The organism is Neobacillus niacini (genome assembly GCF_030817595.1).
GTDB classification, from domain to species: Bacteria; Bacillota; Bacilli; order Bacillales; family Cytobacillaceae; genus Neobacillus; species Neobacillus niacini_G.
Genome location: NZ_JAUSZN010000001.1, coordinates 4658660 through 4678226, shown reverse-complemented (window position 1 = coordinate 4678226; position 19567 = coordinate 4658660). Strand labels below are relative to the sequence as shown.

14 protein-coding genes and 2 pseudogenes are annotated in these 19567 nt (G+C 34.3%); 5 read left to right on the top strand and 11 right to left on the bottom strand.

Features of this window, described 5'->3' with window-relative positions:
- Window positions 1-205: 205 nt before the first annotated feature.
- From QFZ31_RS22275 to QFZ31_RS22265, 3 genes are all read left to right on the top strand, one after another.
- Window positions 206-1153, top strand: a complete 948-nt coding sequence (locus QFZ31_RS22275; RefSeq protein WP_307307009.1) for a LytR family transcriptional regulator — start codon at window positions 206-208, stop codon at window positions 1151-1153.
- Between the two features lie 72 nt (window positions 1154-1225).
- Complete coding sequence (locus tag QFZ31_RS22270; RefSeq protein WP_307307007.1) at window positions 1226-1783, top strand: helix-turn-helix domain-containing protein; 558 nt, start codon at window positions 1226-1228, stop codon at window positions 1781-1783.
- A complete protein-coding gene (locus QFZ31_RS22265; protein ID WP_307311734.1) occupies window positions 1684-2610 on the top strand; it encodes an IS3 family transposase in 927 nt (308 codons plus the stop codon). Before QFZ31_RS22270 ends, QFZ31_RS22265 begins: the two co-directional genes overlap by 100 nt.
- A 120-nt stretch (window positions 2611-2730) precedes the next feature.
- Here QFZ31_RS22265 and QFZ31_RS22260 read toward each other — a convergent pair whose 3' ends face one another.
- Window positions 2731-5082: a SpoIID/LytB domain-containing protein gene (locus QFZ31_RS22260; protein ID WP_307307005.1), complete on the bottom strand. Its 2352-nt coding sequence runs from the start codon at window positions 5080-5082 to the stop codon at window positions 2731-2733.
- Window positions 5083-5444: 362 nt separating this feature from the next.
- Between QFZ31_RS22260 and QFZ31_RS22255 the strand changes: the two are divergent.
- Both QFZ31_RS22255 and QFZ31_RS33865 read left to right on the top strand, forming a co-directional pair.
- Window positions 5445-5714: pseudogene (locus tag QFZ31_RS22255) on the top strand (LCP family protein).
- A 23-nt stretch (window positions 5715-5737) separates the two neighbouring features.
- Window positions 5738-5830, top strand: a complete 93-nt coding sequence (locus QFZ31_RS33865; protein ID WP_373459926.1) for a hypothetical protein — start codon at window positions 5738-5740, stop codon at window positions 5828-5830.
- Window positions 5831-6125: 295 nt separating this feature from the next.
- Here QFZ31_RS33865 and QFZ31_RS22250 read toward each other — a convergent pair whose 3' ends face one another.
- The 10 genes and pseudogenes from QFZ31_RS22250 to QFZ31_RS22205 form a co-directional block, all read right to left on the bottom strand.
- Complete coding sequence (locus QFZ31_RS22250; RefSeq protein ID WP_307307003.1) at window positions 6126-6404, bottom strand: hypothetical protein; 279 nt, start codon at window positions 6402-6404, stop codon at window positions 6126-6128.
- A 206-nt stretch (window positions 6405-6610) separates the two neighbouring features.
- Window positions 6611-8104 carry a hypothetical protein gene (locus tag QFZ31_RS22245; protein ID WP_307307000.1) on the bottom strand — a complete coding sequence of 498 codons (1494 nt, stop codon included), beginning with the start codon at window positions 8102-8104 and terminating at the stop codon, window positions 6611-6613.
- Window positions 8105-8270: 166 nt separating this feature from the next.
- A pseudogene (gene wecB, locus QFZ31_RS22240) lies at window positions 8271-9423 on the bottom strand (non-hydrolyzing UDP-N-acetylglucosamine 2-epimerase).
- A gap of 29 nt (window positions 9424-9452) precedes the next feature.
- Window positions 9453-11108 (bottom strand): ATP-binding cassette domain-containing protein, encoded by a 1656-nt coding sequence (locus QFZ31_RS22235; RefSeq protein WP_307306998.1) that lies wholly within the window; start codon window positions 11106-11108, stop codon window positions 9453-9455.
- A gap of 15 nt (window positions 11109-11123) precedes the next feature.
- Window positions 11124-11927, bottom strand: coding sequence for an ABC transporter permease (locus QFZ31_RS22230; RefSeq protein WP_307306990.1), 804 nt, complete (start codon window positions 11925-11927; stop codon window positions 11124-11126).
- Window positions 11924-13201, bottom strand: coding sequence for a nucleotide sugar dehydrogenase (locus QFZ31_RS22225; protein WP_307306987.1), 1278 nt, complete (start codon window positions 13199-13201; stop codon window positions 11924-11926). Before QFZ31_RS22225 ends, QFZ31_RS22230 begins: the two co-directional genes overlap by 4 nt.
- Before the next feature lie 2 nt (window positions 13202-13203).
- The gene (locus tag QFZ31_RS22220) at window positions 13204-14253 is read right to left on the bottom strand and encodes a DUF6270 domain-containing protein (RefSeq protein ID WP_307306984.1); all 1050 of its coding nucleotides are present in this window, start codon (window positions 14251-14253) and stop codon (window positions 13204-13206) included.
- A gap of 2 nt (window positions 14254-14255) precedes the next feature.
- Window positions 14256-15251 carry a glycosyltransferase family 4 protein gene (locus QFZ31_RS22215; protein ID WP_307306983.1) on the bottom strand — a complete coding sequence of 332 codons (996 nt, stop codon included), beginning with the start codon at window positions 15249-15251 and terminating at the stop codon, window positions 14256-14258.
- Between the two features lie 11 nt (window positions 15252-15262).
- Complete coding sequence (locus QFZ31_RS22210) at window positions 15263-17389, bottom strand: glycosyltransferase (protein WP_307306981.1); 2127 nt, start codon at window positions 17387-17389, stop codon at window positions 15263-15265.
- On the bottom strand, window positions 17390-19507 hold the full coding sequence (locus tag QFZ31_RS22205) for an FkbM family methyltransferase (protein ID WP_307311731.1): 2118 nt from the start codon (window positions 19505-19507) through the stop codon (window positions 17390-17392). It abuts the gene before it with no gap.
- Window positions 19508-19567: the final 60 nt, after the last annotated feature.

The window sequence follows — 19567 nt, the reverse complement described above, 5'->3', positions numbered from 1 at the left end:
TTTAATAAATTACTAGTCAAATGTAAATACATTTCCAGTCCAATTTTGTAGAAATAGAGTTTAATTTAAAGAATATTGTAGAAAATCGCCTTTTAAAGGTTCATTATTCCATATTTTATCCACAACTTTCATCTATCTATTTTCCTGTTTTTTTGGTATTCTATCTTCTAGGGTCAAAATTTGTAAAATTTTCGGAGGAAAAAATATGAGATCAACAGCTAAAAAGAGCAAGAAATGGCTAAAAGTCACTGGTATCATACTCCTTGTACTGTTGATTGGAGCAGGAGCTTATGGTTTTACTGTATATAATTCTTTCAAAACAGCGGTCAATACAATGCATGAACCGATTGAGCGCAAGCAATCGGAAAAGCGTGAGGAACCTGTAACCTTGGTTGAAGAAGATGCAGACCCATTCTCTGTTTTAATGCTTGGCGTTGATTCAAAGGGTGATAAAGGGCGTACAGATACGATTATCGTCTTAACTGTTAATCCAAATACAAACTCTGCTAAATTGCTGAGTATACCACGTGATACACGTACTGAAATTGTTGGTAAAGGTTTTGAGGATAAAATCAACCATGCACACGCATTTGGCGGCGTCGAAATGGCTATGGATACCGTTGAAAACTTCCTTGATATCCCGATTGATTATTATATGAAGGTAAATATGGAAGGGTTTAAGGATATTGTCGATGCGGTTGGAGGAGTAACAGTGAACAACACACTGGACTTCAGTTATCAAAATGTTCATTTTCCAGTCGGTGAAATCACGTTAAACGGTGAGGAAGCATTACCTTTCGTAAGGATGCGTAAAGAAGATCCTCAAGGAGACTTTGGCCGTAACACAAGACAGCGCCAAGTGATTCAAGCCGTTATCAAAGAAGGGGCAAGCCTTTCAAGCCTCACGAACTTCCCTGAAATCTTTAGCGCCATCGGAACCAACATTAAAACAAATCTAACCTTTGAGCAAATGGTTGATATCCAAAAGAACTATAAAACTGCCGGAAACAACATCGAACAGATGAAGATTACCGGTCAAGGCACCAAGATTGATGGCATTTATTATCTGCAAATACCAGAAGAGGAAAAGCTACGTGTTCAAACTGAATTGAAAGCACAACTTGAATTAGATCAGACAACAGCACAAAACTAATACAAAAGAGCTTGGACATTTGAGATGCACCCCGAAAGTTAGAGTGAAATCTAGCTTTCGGGGTGTTTTTTTATGGCAAAATATGGTGGAAAATTCAAGTTAATGTTGGTCAGAGAGTATCAAGAGGGTAAATTGGGATATAACCCTTTAGCTGAGAAGTATGGGATGAAAAGCAGCGCTCAACTTAAGAGGTGGGTTAAAGTTTACGAGAAATTCGGAGCTGAAGGGTTAATGAAGAAGAAACATAAGGAAACTTATTCTGTTCAATTCAAGCTTGATGTATTAAGCTTTATGAAGAGAACAGGTTCTTCTGAAACGGAAACAGCCCTCCATTTTGGGTTAACGAATCCTCCCTTAATAACTTCATGGAAGAAAGCGTTTCTTGAGGGTGGTGTTGAAGGCCTGAATAAACTTAAAGGACGGCCTCCTATGTCTGATAAAGCAAAGACCCAAAAAAACACTGAACCAAAAGAAATGACATATGAACAAAAGTTAGAAAGAGAAAACGAACTTCTACGTTTAGAGGTAGAATACTTAAAAAAGTTGCGAGCTTTTCAGATGGATCCGAAGGGCTATCTCGAAAAGCACAAGCAGCGTTATCATTTGAACTCAAAGAAACCTTCAAATTAAAGGATGTTTTACAAGTAGTCGGCATTCCCGAATCCTCCTACCATTATCATATTAAGAACATGAAGAAGGAAAATCCAGACCAGGAATTGGAGGAAATTATTCAATCGATTTTCGAAGAACATAAAGGAAATTACGGTTATCGTCGTGTTCATTTAGAATTGAGAAACCGTGGAATAAAAGCGAATCATAAGAAGGTTCAACGCATTATGAATAAGCGCGGGCTCAAGGGAGATAAATTCAGATTAAAATCACGCAAGTACAGTTCATATAAAGGAACGACTGGAACTGTTGCCGAGAACCGTATCAATCGTCGCTTTCACACAACTGTGTGTCATCAAAAATTAACAACAGATATTACGGAATTCAAGTGTTTAGACGGTTTAAAGCTGTATTTAAATCCAATTATGGATATGTTCAACGGCGAAATTCTATCATATGGGATAAGTATGCGCCCAACCTTAGAATTAGCGCTCAAGCCTCTCGAGGAAGCTCTAGAAATTGTAAAAGATTCAAAGTTTAGAACAACTGTACATTCTGATCAAGGGTGGCATTATCAACATAATAAATGGGTAAAAAAGCTCAAGGAATACAAGGTGTTTCAGAGCATGTCACGAAAAGGAAACTGTTTAGATAATTCGCCCATGGAGAACTTTTTCGGATTACTAAAACAAGAAATGTATTATGGGGAACCACTGTGCTCTTTTGAGGAATTAAAAAAGAGAATTGAAGAATATATCAATTATTATAATAACAAGCGCATAAAGCAAAAATTGGCAGGCATGAGTCCGGTTCAATACCGTATCCATACCAGCCAATTAGCTGCTTAATATAAAACTCTAACTTTTCGGGGTCACATCAATTTCCAAGCTCTTTTTATATGATGTAGACCAGAAAAAGAGGGTGCACCCAATTACTTTGGGTGCACCCTCTTTAAAAGTTCCTTATACCTATGGTTTGTAAATAAAGTTATATCCACCTGTTATTTTTTCGTACGTTATTTTCCCTGGTGACATAGAGTACCAGTTAATATACCATTCTCCGTTAACTGCTACAGCCTGAATGGTACGGCCCTCAATAACAAATACTCCCTTTCCTTTATCACTATATGGAATCTTCAGCGTCTGCAGGGCCGTCCAATGGATATGCGTTGCACCATACAGTGCGTGTCCTCCCTTAGCAAAGTCAATCCCGTTGAACTGGATTTTAATAGGATTGGTGTAGGTAAAGTTGTATCCACCTGTTATTTTTTCGTACGTTATTTTCCCTGGTGACATAGAGTACCAGTTAATATACCATTCTCCGTTAACTGCTACAGCCTGAACGGTACGGCCCTCAATAACAAATACTCCGTTTCCTTTATCACTATATGGAATCTTCAGCGTCTGCAGGGCCGTCCAATGGATATACGTTGCACCGTAAAGGGCGTGTCCTCCCTTAGCAAAGTCAATGCCGTTGAGCTGGATTTTAATAGGATTGGTGTAGGTAAAGTTATATCCACCTGAGATTTTTTCAGCCGTTATTCTCCCCGGTGACAGCTCTTTCCATTCGATGTACCAGTCTCCGTTAAATGCCTTTGCTTTTACAGAACGCCCTTCAATAACAAATACTCCGCTTCCTTTATAGATGTATGGGATTTTTAACGTTTTCAACGCATTCCAATTGATATAGGTTGTCCCGTTGTGGAAATATCCTCCTTCAGCAAAGTCAACCCCATTGAGCTGGATTTTGGTAGGCGTAGTATAAATAAAGTTATATCCACCTGTTATTTTTTCAGCCGTTATTTTACCTGGTGACATAGAGTACCAATTGATATACCAGGCCCCATCAATAGACTTAGCCTTGACGGTACGACCTTCAATCAAAAATACCCCGTCCCCTTGATACGTATAGGGGATAGCGAACATTTTTAATGCATTCCAATTTACATACGTGTGACCGCCTATAGAGTATCCCGTGTTAAAATCATACCCGTTTAATTGGACCTTAACAGGTGGATAAACAGGCGCCTCTTGGTGTAACTCATATTGCTTGACAAGCTTTGTACCTGGATAATAAAAAGCTAAAATATCGTGGTAGCGGTGCCCCGCATTAACCCGATTATTCGCACCATGTTGACTCAACCCAACACCATGGCCAAAACCTAAACCGGAAAAGGAAAAGGCGGAGCTTGTATTGATCACTTCTGTAATTAAGGTGCTCCTCATTACACTCGTTCCAATGTATGAACGGATCCGATCAGCAATAACATTGGTCATATCTCCATTCAGAAGCTGGAGTTTTCCAGTCGAATCTAACCTGTCCTTTACAAGAAATTGAAACCCCAGGTCTCCTCGTTGTACGCGACCACTTTCAGTTTTGTCATAGAATGATAGATTTGTGATGTTAACAATCTTTATTTGTTTATTACTATAACCATTTTGATTGAGCCAAGATTTAATTTTAGCTGTAAAGTCACTATCCTTTTCGCTAGTACTATTCCACCATAAATTTGGGTTTTTAAGATCTAACCCGGTTAAATTAATTTGCTGCTTTTGTATGCTGGTCTCCCAAGCTAGCTTTTTATCAAAATCATCTCTTTGAATAGGAAAATAGGGTAGTGCCGGACTACCGAATTCGTTGTAATTACTTTCTGACATCCCGCCATTGGATGCAGAAAATAACGCGTCGATCGCACGCCCATTATAAGTAACGATCTCCCCTGCAGTCTCTAGCACAGCAGCTGTGGAATTAGGATGTAACATATCTGCTCCGCCATATACTTGGTAAGAAGTTGTATCATTAATAACTTTACCCAAACGGTAATAGGCATAGGTTCTCGCTGCAACAGCCTGTACTTTTAGAGCCTCTTTATTCCATGAGGCATACATCTCTGCAGGAACGACAGATTTTAAGTATTCCTCTAAATAAATATTGTTAATCGGTCTTACGTAACCATTTTCAACAATAAAATTAAAGCTCCCATGATATTCACGACTATTGATAGAGGCCGTGTACTTTTCATTTTCTGGCGTGATCGAGACATCTTCCGCTGTAATAAGCTTCGTGCTTCCATCATAAAGGCTTATCTTCGACTGCTCAGCCTTTACACTATAGGTCTTGACACTAGAAAGTTTGGTCGATGTACCATCTAAAGAGTAACTTCCTGAAACACGTAAGGAAATACTCGTTTGGTTCCCTAAATAGTTTACCAGTTTTACTTGTAACTTTGGTTCTACCATACTAGCTTCGGCTACCATTTTCATTGGCAATAAACCAAGTAAAAGAATTCCGATTAAAAAGATTGTTCTCAGTTTCTTCATTAGCGACTCCTCTCTCTAATTCTATTATCCTATAAATATTTTAATCTAATAATACAAAAAAAGACAGTACTAACCATAATATGACAACAGGTCTTACTAATCAAACGTTTGATTAAAGGCTTAAACCTTCTTTAAAAACGACTTTTTTAGTTGTCTTCAAGAATTTTTTTGTCGATTATTAAATGCCTCTCGTATTCTTGGCATTCTTAAATTTACATTTGTAGACTGTATGTAAAACATTTGATTATATCAAATTAATTAGTTTATTAAACAGCAATAAGAATTTCCTTTAATATCTCTGCACGGTGATCGTCGAGAATGATTTATACCTTACATACGATAAAGGCCGTACCGATACAATTATGGTACTAACGGTGAATCCGAATTCAAAACCTGCAAAATCGCTAAGCATTCCTCGTGATACACGCACAGAAATCGTTGGATAAGAATTTAACGATAAAATCAATCATGCTCTCACTTTTAGTGGCGTTGAAATTGCAATGGATACCGTTGAAAACTTCCTTGATATCCCGAATGATTATTATATGAAGGTAAACATGGAAGGGGTTAAGGATATTGTCGATGAAATAGGCGGAGTAACAGTGAACCACACACTGGACTTCAGTTATTAAATGTTCATTTCCCAGTCGGTGAAATCACGTTAAATGGTGAGAAAGCATTACCATTCGTAAGAATGCGTAAAGGAGAATCCTCAAGTTTGGCCGTAACACAAGACAACGCCAAGTGATACAAGCCTTTCAAGCTCAACTTTCCAGAAATCTTTAACGAGATCGGAACCAACAATAAAACAAACCTAACCTTCAAGCAAATGGTCGATATCCAAAAGAACTATAAAACTGTTGGAAATAACGTCGAACAGATGAAGATTACCGGACAAGGCACCAAAATAGACTGTACTTTTTACTTGCAAATACCAGAAGATGAAAAGCTACGAGTTCAAACTGAATTGAAAGCACGGCTTAAATTAGATCAAACAACAGCAAAAAAACTGAATAGGAATCTCCCTAAACAGTTTTATTGTGTTATGAAACCTTTTTATTCAGTTGGATTTCAATGTCGTATAGGGCGTTTTTGAAGTCCTCTCTCAAATAATGGTAGGTTTTGGTCTCTTTAAATTTATCAATGCAGCTACCTAAACTTTCTTCTATATCCCTTGAGGTGCCCAAGCACATCCTGTTGACGGTACTAGGAATGGTATCAACAATATCTCGCAGATGCTCATATATACCCATTCCCGAAAGTGCCTCCAAAGAAATGGTGATAGATTCTTTAAAACATAAAGGATCCTTAAGATGTATCAAATCATACAACCCCTTTCGTTTTAATATCTCTATTTTTTCATATTTATAATAAAATTATTGTTAGAATTCAGGAGAATGATTAAAATATTTTTGTCGAATAATGAATTTTAGTTACTCTGGTGTTAATTTAGACATTCTCCCTTTTTGTTATATTACGATAACAATCATAAATTATCGTGTATTTTATTTTTAATGCCAATGGGTCATCATGCTATCTCTCGTACTTCAAAAGATTCAATAATTATATACCCTTTTTTATCAGACAATTCTCCTGTAGCAATCAAGTTTTGGTTTGTAGCAAGAGATGCAGTTTTTCGATCTGAGAATAGGGTATTAAAAGCCACATTACCTTCTGTCCATTTTCCCACGACTTTCAAATTAATAGAATTCACAACAAAAAGATCACATTCTAATGCAAAATTACTTTTAGAATCTTTTATAGACGGAAAGGAAGCAATTAATTCATTACCTAACCGGATTCTGACTGTTTTGACTCCAGGTCCGAGAAATGTACCGTTGATGATTACTTTTAACTTTTGACCCTTTTTAACGAATGAATTAGCTTGAAGACTATGAACAAGTTTTTCGTTAATAGTATTGAAATTAACTTCTCCTAAATTACCTGTGTGCGTTACTTTATCTATAAAGCAAGTTGGATGTACCTTTAGTAACGGTGTGTATTCTTCACTTTGAGCTTCCTCAGTGCTAAAGGCAAAATGTTTATAGTCTTGAGCATTATTCTTATAGATATTTTCATTATTATACCAGGTTGAAGACGTTGTTACTTGTACTCCAAGAACCTCTGAATTTTTAATCAAATTTTTCATTACATGTAACCGTGATGAATTTTGAATGATTATACCTACTCTATTCCTGTCTAATTCTGAGTAATCTACATGTCCCGTAGACATATTATAGAGAAGGATTCCTGTTTCAGTACAATTTTTAATAATCGTATGATTAGGGTCAGAAAGGGATTGTGTTTGATTATTATAGCCTATGGTACAGATACTATTAGAATAAACCCTGATTCCTATACGACAGTTATCAACCGTGCCGCCCTCAACATACAACCGGGAAAATAAATTCACATTGATCCCTGCAAAACCACAATTTTCAGCATGCACATTTTTTGTCCAAAGATTTGTGTAATTTTGAGTGATGATCCCGCTTCGTGTTACATTGTTCGCATAGTTTTGTATTTTTATATCTTGAACCATTACATTCATATAATCCGAAAATAACATAGCACATGATAAATCTTCTTTTTTACCACCTTCAAATATAACCGTAGGTATTCCGTTTGCACCTTTTTTTCCTATGATTTCAATTCTATTTTTACTCATTACATTGGAAATAGAAGCAGATTGTTCGTATGTTCCTGGTGCTAAATCTACATTAATTTTCCCATCAATCACCGAATATGTATTCTTGATTAAATCAAATGCTCTCTGTAAGGTTCGAAATGGAGCAGATTGAGATAACCCATCGTTATTATCATCTCCAGCTGGTGATACATAAATGGTTAGGACAGCTGCAATATCCAGCTTTGTTGCAAAGCGTTTATCTATTTTTGCCAATCCTTCTTTATTATCATCACTCAAGGTCGATTCATTATCATCTGCTTTTCCCACTTTATATCCTATAAAGAATGACAATATCCAAAGGATAAAGGTTACTAAGAAGTTTCTTCGTTGCATAATATCACCTCATGTAAAAATATACCATATCATGAATTCTTTTAAAATGAAATGCTGCCAATCAACATAAATTTACCGTTCAGGCTGCTAAATTTGAAATAATTATCACCTTGCTGAACTTTCAATATAAAAAAGTCTGCTAGATAAATCCAACAGACTTTTTATGTTATACCTCCCCAAGATCTCTAGGCTTGGTTTCAATTATATTTTTATAATATAAGATTGCCTCAACAATTCTCTTAGACGCATTACCATCACCATATGGATTTGAAGATCTTGCCATTTTATCATGGGCTTCCTTATTACTCAGAAGTTCATCAGCAAGATTAAATATTACCTCTTCTTCTGTACCCGCAAGCTTCAGTGTCCCGGCCTTTACGCCTTCTGGACGTTCCGTTGTATCTCTTAGTACTAAAACAGGAACTCCTAATGAAGGTGCTTCCTCTTGTACACCACCAGAATCGGTAAGAATCAAATAGGCTTTTGAAGCAAAGTTATGGAAATCAATCACATCTAAAGGTTCTATTAAATGAATTCGTTCATTGTTCCCAAGGATTTTGTCAGCAATCTGCCTTACCACTGGATTCATATGTACTGGATAAACCACCTGGACATCATCATGTTGTTCAACGAGTCTTCTAATAGCTCGAAACATATTTTCCATTGGTTCGCCTAGATTTTCTCTTCTATGTGCCGTCATCAATACCAATCGATTTTTCCCCAACTTATCTAAAACAGGATGAGAATAGTTTGGTTTAACAGTTGTTTTCAATGCGTCTATCGCTGTATTCCCTGTAACAAAAATAAATTGCTCATGTTTATTTTCCTGTAATAAATTCTGCTTTGAAACGCTGGTCGGAGCAAAATGTAAATCAGCCATTACACCAGTTAACTGCCGATTCATTTCCTCTGGGTATGGTGAGAACTTATTCCATGTCCGTAAACCAGCCTCCACATGTCCTATCGGAACGGAATTGTAGAAAGCAGCCAAACTTGCAACGAACGTGGTTGTAGTATCTCCATGCACCAGAACAATATCAGGCTTTGCTTCTTGCATGACTTGATTTAATCCTTCTAGAGCTCGTATGGTAACATCGGTTAAGGTCTGACGGTCCTTCATGATGTTCAAGTAAGTCATAGTCTGGGGTAATCTCAAAAATAGATAATACTTGATCAAGCATTTGACGATGCTGTGCTGTTACTGTAACAATTGATTTGATTTTATCTCCATTTTTTTCCAACTCTTTTACGAGTGGTGCCATTTTTATAGCTTCAGGTCTTGTCCCGAACACAGTCATTACCTTTATCTTTTTGTCCATTTTCAACCCTCTTTTTTACAATGTTTGCACTAGTTCACTGCTGAAATAGTTGCTTGTTTGTTAACCAAATCCACCTTTATTTTATATTGATCCAAAATAAAGAAATAATACTGATTATGATTTGATTTCAAGGATGCTGCATCCTTTAATTCATTCCATTGTTCACTTTCAATATCTATATTATTAATCGTGATTGATTCGGTTATATTCTCACTGTTCACCAGAAATTGAGCATTATAAATGGAATAGCTCAATGTTTTCTCCCCGTTTTCTAAGTTGTCTTCATTCGCCCCCATTAAAGTAGCCGTTACTTCCTCATATTCCGCACCGAGGAATGTGAGGAAGTAAGCATGGGCATTTGCAAAACGTTCAGGAAATAGAGGGAGGAATTCTGTTAAATTCCTTTGAGCAACTGCTAATTCATTCTCGATTATTTTAATATCTTCAACCTTGGTATAATACAATTGATTATTACCGGTCCTAATCTTATACGTATCCCCAATTTTTTCAATTACATCTATTTCTTCAGAGAATTTAATTTCTCCATCAGGATTCACTAAGTCTTTTTCGCGATAAAGGACAATTTGACCTTCAGAAACAATACCATCCTTATTTATTTCCTCTGCCAAATCTTCCTGATGGGTAACCTGTTGAATAACCTCATTTTCCGTTTTAGGCTCTGGTGGTGCAGTTTCTTTAGAGACATTTTTGCTTATATATTTTGAAATACCCTTTACAGGATTGGCTCCAAACATAAAAGACGCACTAACAATAACCGCTAAGAATAGTAAAATACATTGCAATACGAAAAAGGAACTTCTCTTTTTCTTAACCGAATTTTTCTTCTTTCGATATGCTTGTCTTCTGAACAGATTTAATTCATTTTGATTACTTTCATCTTTATATTGGCTTTCTATCATTTCCTTTTTATAATGCCTTTTCTCTTCTTCACTTAGTGAATTAAACCATTTAATGAAAGCTGTATATTCGCTTAATACCATTTCTGTTTCATCGAACTTTTCAATTCTTCCATAATGGACCCACATTACCCGATTGCAAAATGCCTTGATTTGTGATATCGAGTGGCTAATAAAAATGATTGTTTTCCCTTGACTCTTAAAATCATTTATTTTATGAAGACATTTCTCATAAAAAGTTTGGTCCCCAACTGAAAGAGCCTCATCAACAATTAGAATATCCGGGTTAGTATGAACAGAAATAGCGAATCCCAAACGTGATTTCATTCCACTTGAATAATTCTTTACTGGTTGGTTAATAAACTTGCCGATATCAGCAAAATTAATGATTTCCGATTTCAAGTTTTCTATTTCTGCCTTTTTTAGCCCATGCATTAAACATTTAAGCTCTATATTTTCTAAACCGGTCAATTGATTATTTAATCCAGCTGAAATAGCAATTAATGAGGTTTCCCCGTTAATGTCTAGTGATCCAGAGGTTGGGGGAATTACCTGTGCAAGCAAATTTGAAAGGGTTGATTTTCCGGATCCGTTCAGACCAACAATCCCTATCGCTTCACCTTCAAATATCTTAAATGAGAGATTTTTAAGGGCATAAAAGTTGTCTTTATTTTCTTTGAAAGAGACTATCTCAAGTAATTTATCTGATTGTTTTTTATATAAATTAAAGCTCTTTGACACGTTAGTAAAAACTATTTTCGGCCTCATTTTTAAAGCCTCCAATTAAATGTAGTCAACAAATTTATGACGAAATTTTAAATGAACCATTGACCCAATAAATAAAATCAAAATACTTATAAACCAAAAATACAAAGTATATGCAGGGTCATTAAAAAACCATTTCCCACCCAGTAACGAGTATCTAAATCCATCAATAATATAGAAGAAAGGATTTAGTTGAAGGATATTAACAATAGCGGTGGGTAAAGCATCAACATTCCACAGAATAGGCAAGACATACATCATGATTCTCATAATTGATTGAACCATTTGTTGTATGTCCCTAATAATCGTTGTAAGAGTCGATAGCAGCAACGTTAATCCATAAAGTAAAAAATATAAACAAAACAAGTAATACGGTAATTGTAATAGATATAAACCAGAAAAGAAGCCATTTACGAGTAAAATGATCATTGTTATTACCATCATTACTAAGAATGAAAAAGAGTTTTCTACTATCTTAATTGTCGGTAATACACTTACAGGGAATTTCATTTTCGATACTAATGATATCTTGGAATGAACACTGTTTGCCCCTTGAGTTACAGTAGGACTAATAAATAGCCAGGGAACAAGACCAACTATTAACCAAAGGAAAAACGGGGTCTCTCCTATAGAAGATCCCCCTCTTATTCCAAATCCAAAAACAAACCAATAGATACCTATTAACATAAATGGATTAAGGATTTGCCAAAATGCACCTAAGTAGTGCATATTGTATCTACTTCTTTCTTGAAATAAACTTAATCTGAAAATCAGATTAAAATTTACTAATTGTTCCTTCAAGATTTGCCAAACCAAGTTCATACAAGGCTTGCTTCCTTTTTAAGAAATTCATATAAATTTCCATAGTTCATATATTCTACATCTCCTGGAACTGTCTTAACAACATTTTTCGTATCGAAAATTCTCTTATTGTTCATTTTCGCTAATTCAGTTCCCTCAATCACTTTAAACTCGTTATGATCAGATAATACTAAAATTAAATCAGATCCATTTACTGCTTCTTCCATGTCGCTGATTACCCAGTCTAATTGAACATGTGGATCAAATGCTCTTACTTCAAACTGATTTTCATCTTTAAGCATTTCGTAAATTTCCATCGCTGGACTTTCACGAATATCATCCACATTGCCTTTATACGTTAACCCAAATACTGTTACCACTTTACCATCTACATTTTTCATTAATTTATTCACGTTCTCTACTACATAATGTGGCATAGAAGTGTTAATACTACGTGATAGGTTGATTAACTGAGCTGTCTCAGGAGCTTTTGCTACTATAAAGTATGGATCCACTGCTAAACAGTGACCACCTACACCTGGTCCTGGAGTATGCAAGTTTACACGCGGGTGCTTGTTCGCCATACTGATAACATCTAAAGCATTTATTTCTAGTTCGTTACATACTTTTGCAAGTTCATTAGCTAATGCAATGTTAACATCTCTAAATGTATTTTCCATTAACTTAGACATTTCAGCTGTTTTTGCGTTTGTTTTGATGATTTCACCTTTAACAAACGTGCTGTAAACCATTGCTCCAGCTTCTGTACATGCTGGTGTAATGCCGCCGACAATACGGTTGTTATAGATAAGTTCATGAAGAATTTGACCTGGTAATACGCGTTCCGGGCAGTGAACAAGGAAGATGTCCTCGCCAACTACGAATCCTGCTGCTTCTACTAGTGGCATCACAACATCATCCATGCTGCGTGGTCCGATTGTAGATTCTACAATAATAACATTTCCTTTTTCAACGTAAGGTAATACAGCTTTAACCGCGCTAACAACATATGTTAAATCACAAGATTTGTATTCATCATTATGATTTGGAGTTGGCACAGAAATAATAAACGCATTTGCTTTTTCAGGTTGCATAGCAGCTTTAAAAGTTCCTTTTTCGATTACTTCTTCTAAAGCCTCTTGTAATCCAGGCTCTTCGATGTGAATCTTCCCGCTATTCAATGAATCTATTACTTCTTGCTTAACGTCAACACCTACAACTTCAACATTGTGTTTTGCAAACATGATAGATGTTGGTAAACCAATATACCCTAAACCAATTGTACATATTTTCATTTTTATACCCCCGAATTTTGTAATGTATTAGCTATTACCGAATAATTAATTTGGTTATCGTTCATATCTCTAACAAATATTACGATCTCGTATTCCCCAGAGCCTGAATTTTCTAATGAAAACTCAAACATAGGCGCACGGTCATACCAACCTTTTTGGATGACTGTATTATTCTTTTTCACATAGTATGCAAATTTTAATCTATCTAAATATTCATTTTCACCAATAGTTAAATGTAATATTTCTTTATCTATTTTAATAGATGTTTTGCTCTTTAAAAAGCCCATTATATTTCCAATTGGTGTACTATCATAATCAAAGGCAGGTGCCCCAACAAGTTCGTTTAATTTATTATTAAATAATTCATAGTATTTATCTTCAAAATGATAAGGTGAAAGTCCCCAAATATGATTTTCATTCGAATATATATTGGAATCAGTCATATCAATAACGTTCATCTTTGAAATGAATGTTTCCATATATTCATAATATGAATTTAAAAGATTATTTTGCTTTCTAATTCCATTTGCCATCACCGACGAGAATTCTTGCACTTCGCCAGCTTTATCTAGATATTTTTCCCGCCAAAATGTTTTGTGTAAAATAACCTGGTTGTGTCCATATACTTTAAACACAGCATTGAAAAACTCATCTACTGATTTCTTCCATAAGTCAAATACTCCATTATCAAATCTATTAATTTCTATATTTGGGAACTTTTCTAGTAGATTCGATCCTTTAAGTTCATTTGACATGGTGATAATTGAATTACCTATTTTAGCTAAATTAAACCGTTCATCTATTAAGTCTATGATTAGGTAATCACTAGGTTCATCCAATAATCCAGTTAGAATCGATTTGTTAGCATCCTGATGGACACTCTTTTTTTGAAAGTTTGAACTTAAATTAATATCTTCCATCTCAACCTTAACCGGTTCAGAAACGATACTTATAAAGGAAGTCCTAGCAAAATAATTTTTGATTGTAAAATCATTTTGATTAGAAAAGGCATCTCTAGTCACACAGCTTCCTAGAAGGTTTAATTTAACCATTATTAGACCTCCACTTTTTCTTTGCTTTCAAATAAATCCTTTAAATTGCTGCAGATCGTTTCTAGTCCATAGTTTTCTTTAACAAAGGATTTTAATAATTTTTGGCTGCTTTCTTTAAAATCTTGGTTATTTGTAATAAAGTTTTGCATTTCAGAAATTCCCTCAAAGATATATGACTTCGGGAAGATTGTATTAACTCCCTCTCTACGCAGTACAACAGGGTAAGCACCAGATGCCATACCTTCGATAGGAGCCATATGAAAGCTTTCGTAATCACTAACTGAAAGAACATAGCCAATCTTACTTAGCCATTCAGAAACATCTCCCCAGCCTTCAAAGATCACATTTTTCTTAAATGGGGAGTTTTCTATTTTATTAAAGACTGCATCATAATGCGCACGTTCACCTTCGTTATTCCACACCCATCCATATTCTTTTGGATGTTTACCTTTTATATATAATTTATACCGATTGTCCTTCTCATAAAGAGTCTCAAATATTTCAATTGCACGATCTAATCTCTTTAATTTTGGTACAATTCCAATAATTCCTAAATTAAACTTTGTATCTTCATTTACCTTAGGCTTATTAAATCTCACCGTGTCTACTGCATTATAAATTACGGTCATTTTTTCCCTTGGTACTTTTGCGACTCTATAAAATTCCTCAAATATATAAGGAGAGATCGCTATTAATTTATCTATCTTATCATAATCAAACATTTTGGGATATTTTGTATTCATTTCAAAGCGGTGGAGTCGCACAAAAAGTTTTTGATGATCCTTTTTGTGCTTCTGGTACCAGATTACGTTGCCTAATCCCCACTCACAAAATAAAACATCTGCCCAGTCTACGATTTCAAGACTCTTATTTTCATCATGAGTTTCATGATGTGACCATTCATCTGTTCGGACTTCATATCCATACTCTTTATTCAAAAATTCTATTATATGTTTAATAAATTTTAAGTCATGTCCAATGAAAGCAATCTTTTTCATATTCTCACACCCTAAACTGTAAGCTGCTTAATTTTTTTAGCAATGTTTTTTTTCCCGCGGTAGTTATTAATGAAATTAAAATCATCGATATTAAAGAATCTTGCTCCATATTTAAACCAATCATCAAGTACATTCGTTCCTTTATTTTCGATGATATTTAGTAATCCAACCGGATTTATAATACCAGTTGATTTTTTTCTTATCAATGATTTAGCGATCTGTCCCGTCGTTGTAAAGGTATATTCTTCTCCAGAGCCTTTCACAATAATGGCATCCTGCACATATAAAGTCGCCAGCATCATATCTGTTAAATAGTAGTCACCATAGTAGTTCCTTTTCTCAAATACAGCAAAATACTCTGTATCAATTACATCATTTAAAGAATTGTAATTATGAAGATAATCTATTAAATATGTTTTTACTTCTTTATTATTATTAGCATTAAATATATCTAAATATCCTTCAAAGATATCCAACAAAATAACTAGCTTTTTACTTTTCCAAGCTTGACGATTATATTGTTTCATTAACTCTTCATAGTCTTCCTTAGATCTTACAACTCCAACTACTGTAACAGATTGGTCCTCATCAATATATTCTATACCCATTTGGTCCAGCATCATCTTTACTCGATGTGTATAGGTATGTTCTTCAAGAACCTTTCTTAAACCTAATAATCTATTTGTTTTAAAGTAATACTCGTCTTCAAAATATTTTTGGATTCTTTCCTGTAATTCATTGAAATTATTGGATGCGATTATTATATCTCCAAATAAATTCTCAATTCCTAAAGACGCAGAGCTAACGACTGGTGTGTTTGAAGCGATAATTTCAAACACCCTTCTTGAGAACATCGTTGGAGAGTCAACAATACTATTCACATTCAGAGAGATTTTATAGCCTTTATAAGCTTTCTCAATCTCATCACCTTTAAGTGTTCCAACGATATGTTTCTTAAATCCTTCTGGAAACTGGTTTGGTGATTCAGGAATATTGTAGTTTCTATCGTATATTTCCATCCCGTACTTACCTGAAATTTCAATCATACTATCCATGGCTTGCTTTCTTTCAGGGAACTTATCTCCATAATAAGCACCTGCAAATACCACTTTATTAATCCTCTTATATTTTTCAATAGGATTATGGTAAGCCGGTTGAGCAGCAAATGGAAAACTAAATACATTTTTACAGCCATCAGCGGTGTATTTCTCCACTGAGTTAGAATCTGTTGTATAGACGTAATCGAAATGTTTAGCTGTTTCTACAAATGCATTGTAATGGAAAGGGTCCTCTTTATTCCAAAATGCTGTTGGGATATTATTAGCTTTACACCATTCAACTAATTTCAATAATGTAGTATTGTCCCTTGGACCACCTGTACCAACTTTGTTTTGCCAAGCACCATTATTACCTAACCAAGCTGATTCACAGAAGAACATATCTGGTTCAGCGGCGGTTACTTCTTCTTCCCAATTCTCCGGAGTTACTTTTACTAAATTAAATTCCGGTTCAAAACTTCGTGTAGTAAATTCATCACCAATAAAGATAACCTTCATATCTTTTATTTTTTTAGGAACTCTATTTTGGGAAGAGCGATTGTTAGCAGATATTGTTAGGTCCTGACTATAAAGGTATGGATTGTGCAGATAGGCATATCCACTTCCCTTTACACGAATTGCAATTTTGATAGAATCCACTGTTTCCTTGGTTGGAACGGTAAAGCCAACATTTTTCCCAGGAACAATTTTAATATTAGATCGTTTGCCGTCCTTCAAGATAAAAATGATATGAAACTCTATTTCTAATGTTTTATCACAATAACCCGTAAAAGATAAATCTAAACGTTTATTGCTTTTCCTATCAAAGAATTCTTTAAAGACTTTTAGTTCGTCCAAATTGCCAATATATATATATTGATGCTCTGTGTTTGTTAAGGCAGATTGAATATCAATTCCATTGTCTTTATTTTTAGTCTTAATCTTATCGTTACTGCCGAACCCCAACTTCGACAATTCAACCTTTAATATTTCATCTATATTTGATAATTCAAAATTTGGATTTAGAGCTTTTAGTTGCTTTTTGTATTGCAGTTTATCTTGTCCTAATTTTTTTAACTTGTTTGTGACTAAATTTTCCATTTAATTACCTCTTAACATTCGTTTTCTTAGTTTCCAATATTTAGAAGTGATTTTTCCGAGTTTTGAATTACTTAATGAATTATATTTTTTATTAATATCGGCTAATTGTTTCTCCAATTTATTTATCTTATTGTTCAATAGAACCTTTTCTATTTCACCCTGCTTTTCCACAGCAAGCTGGTTTTCAATGTTTAAAGCAAATAATTCTTCTTTTTCAATTAAACGGATCTTATCAATGATTTCTTTTTCTAATTCAACCTTCAAATCGATGTTTTCTGAAATCAATTGTTCTTTTTCACTTTCCAACGATTTAATTGTTTTATTATTCTGCTGCAATTCTAATTGATACTTTTCGTTTTCAGTGACTTTATTATTTAGTTCATTCTTTAAAGTGCTGTATTCAGTTAACAATTGTTCTTTTTCACTTTTCAACAATTTAATTGTTTTATTATTCTGCTGTAATTCTGATTGATACATTTCGTTTTCAGTGACTTTATTATTTACTTCATTCTTTAAAGTGCTGATTTCAGTGACTTTATTATTTAGTTCATTCTTTAAAGTGCTGTTTTCAGTTAACAATTGCTCCTTTTCGTTTTTCAACTGCTTGATTGCATTGTTATTCTGTTGTATTTCAGAATGATATGTTTCAATTTCACTGTTCTTGCTATTTAAGATTTCTTCTAAACCCTTGAAATCTCTACTTAAATCACTAATTTGAGAATCTTTATATAATGCAATACTCTCTAACTCTCTCATTCTTTCTTTCAAAAGAGTAATTGTCTTTGCCTGTTCGGTTACAACTTTAGTTTCTGCTAAAAGCTGCTCTTTAAGCCCAACACTTACTTGTTCAAGATTTACCTTTACAGTGTCATGCTTTTCCATTAACTCTTTAATTTCAGCTTCTTTATTCTTTAATTCTGTTTCTAATTCAGTCAGCTTTTTCTCAAACTCCGATTGTAGTTCAAGTACCTTATTCTTTAACACAACAATTATTTTTTCGTTGTCTTTCTGAACAATAAGTTCATTTTGGATGGACTCATTTTTTGCTTTCAAAATTTCTACATCAGCATAAGCCCGGTAGTATTTCTGTGTAAATTCTTCACTTTTACTTACTCTTTGTTTTAAATCCTCTATTAGACTTAATAAGAACGTCTTTTCAGTTGTTAATTCTGTCATTTTCATTTCAAAATTCGTTAGCAGCAAGTCACGTTCTGTTTGTTCAGATTCATTATTCCTTTCAGCTTGTTCTTTTAAGAAAGGAATGGTTTGTTTTAGACCGTTTATTTCACTTACCAATTCGTTATTTTTATTTTTCTCGTTTAAATAATCTGTTTCCATGCTCTTAAGTTTGGATTGTAAAACTTTAATCTGTTCTGTAACATATCTATAACTCAAATTAAGTTCGCTAATTTTATTATTATACCTCTGAAGAGGCTTATTTTTAATTTGTTCAAAAACACGCTTTAAAGATTCAGTTGTTTTTTGTTTAATATAGATATAATTATCTAACCAACGGTCAATTAGGATGTATCCAAGGCCACTTAGATATTGATCCACATCATAAAAATTTTCCGGCTGGATTTCAACCCAAATGACAGGAGCTTCTTCTGATAGTACTATTTCCATACCTTTCAGTGCTTGTAGTTCAAACCCTTCAACATCCATTTTGATAAAGTCTGGACTTTCTAACTCCAAATCATCTATTTTTACAATTTCCACATCACCATCTGCATTAATTTCCATATTTGAAGCACCAGAATTGGTTGTATTAAATTTTAAAATACCTTTTTCGGACTTTTCACCAACAGCCGAGTTGATCATCTGGACATTATTCAGCTTGTTTATTCGGACGTTTTCACTTAAAGCATTAAATAGAGTTTTAGATGGTTCAAAAGATACAATCTTACTTGGCTTCACATACTTTGAAAAAAACAAGGTATGGTTTCCGATATTTGCACCGATATCATAGATCACTCCATGATGTGGAATATAATCGATAAAATTTGTTAATACTTCCTCTTCATAATAACCCTTTGAATTTTTAATGATGGAGCCAATATAATCATTTAGAACACTTATTTTGGCTCCATCTTTTAAATTAATTGCTTCTAGACTCATAATCACTATTTTTTCCCCCATATGATTATTTCATTATAATAAACAAATCTAACAATCTCG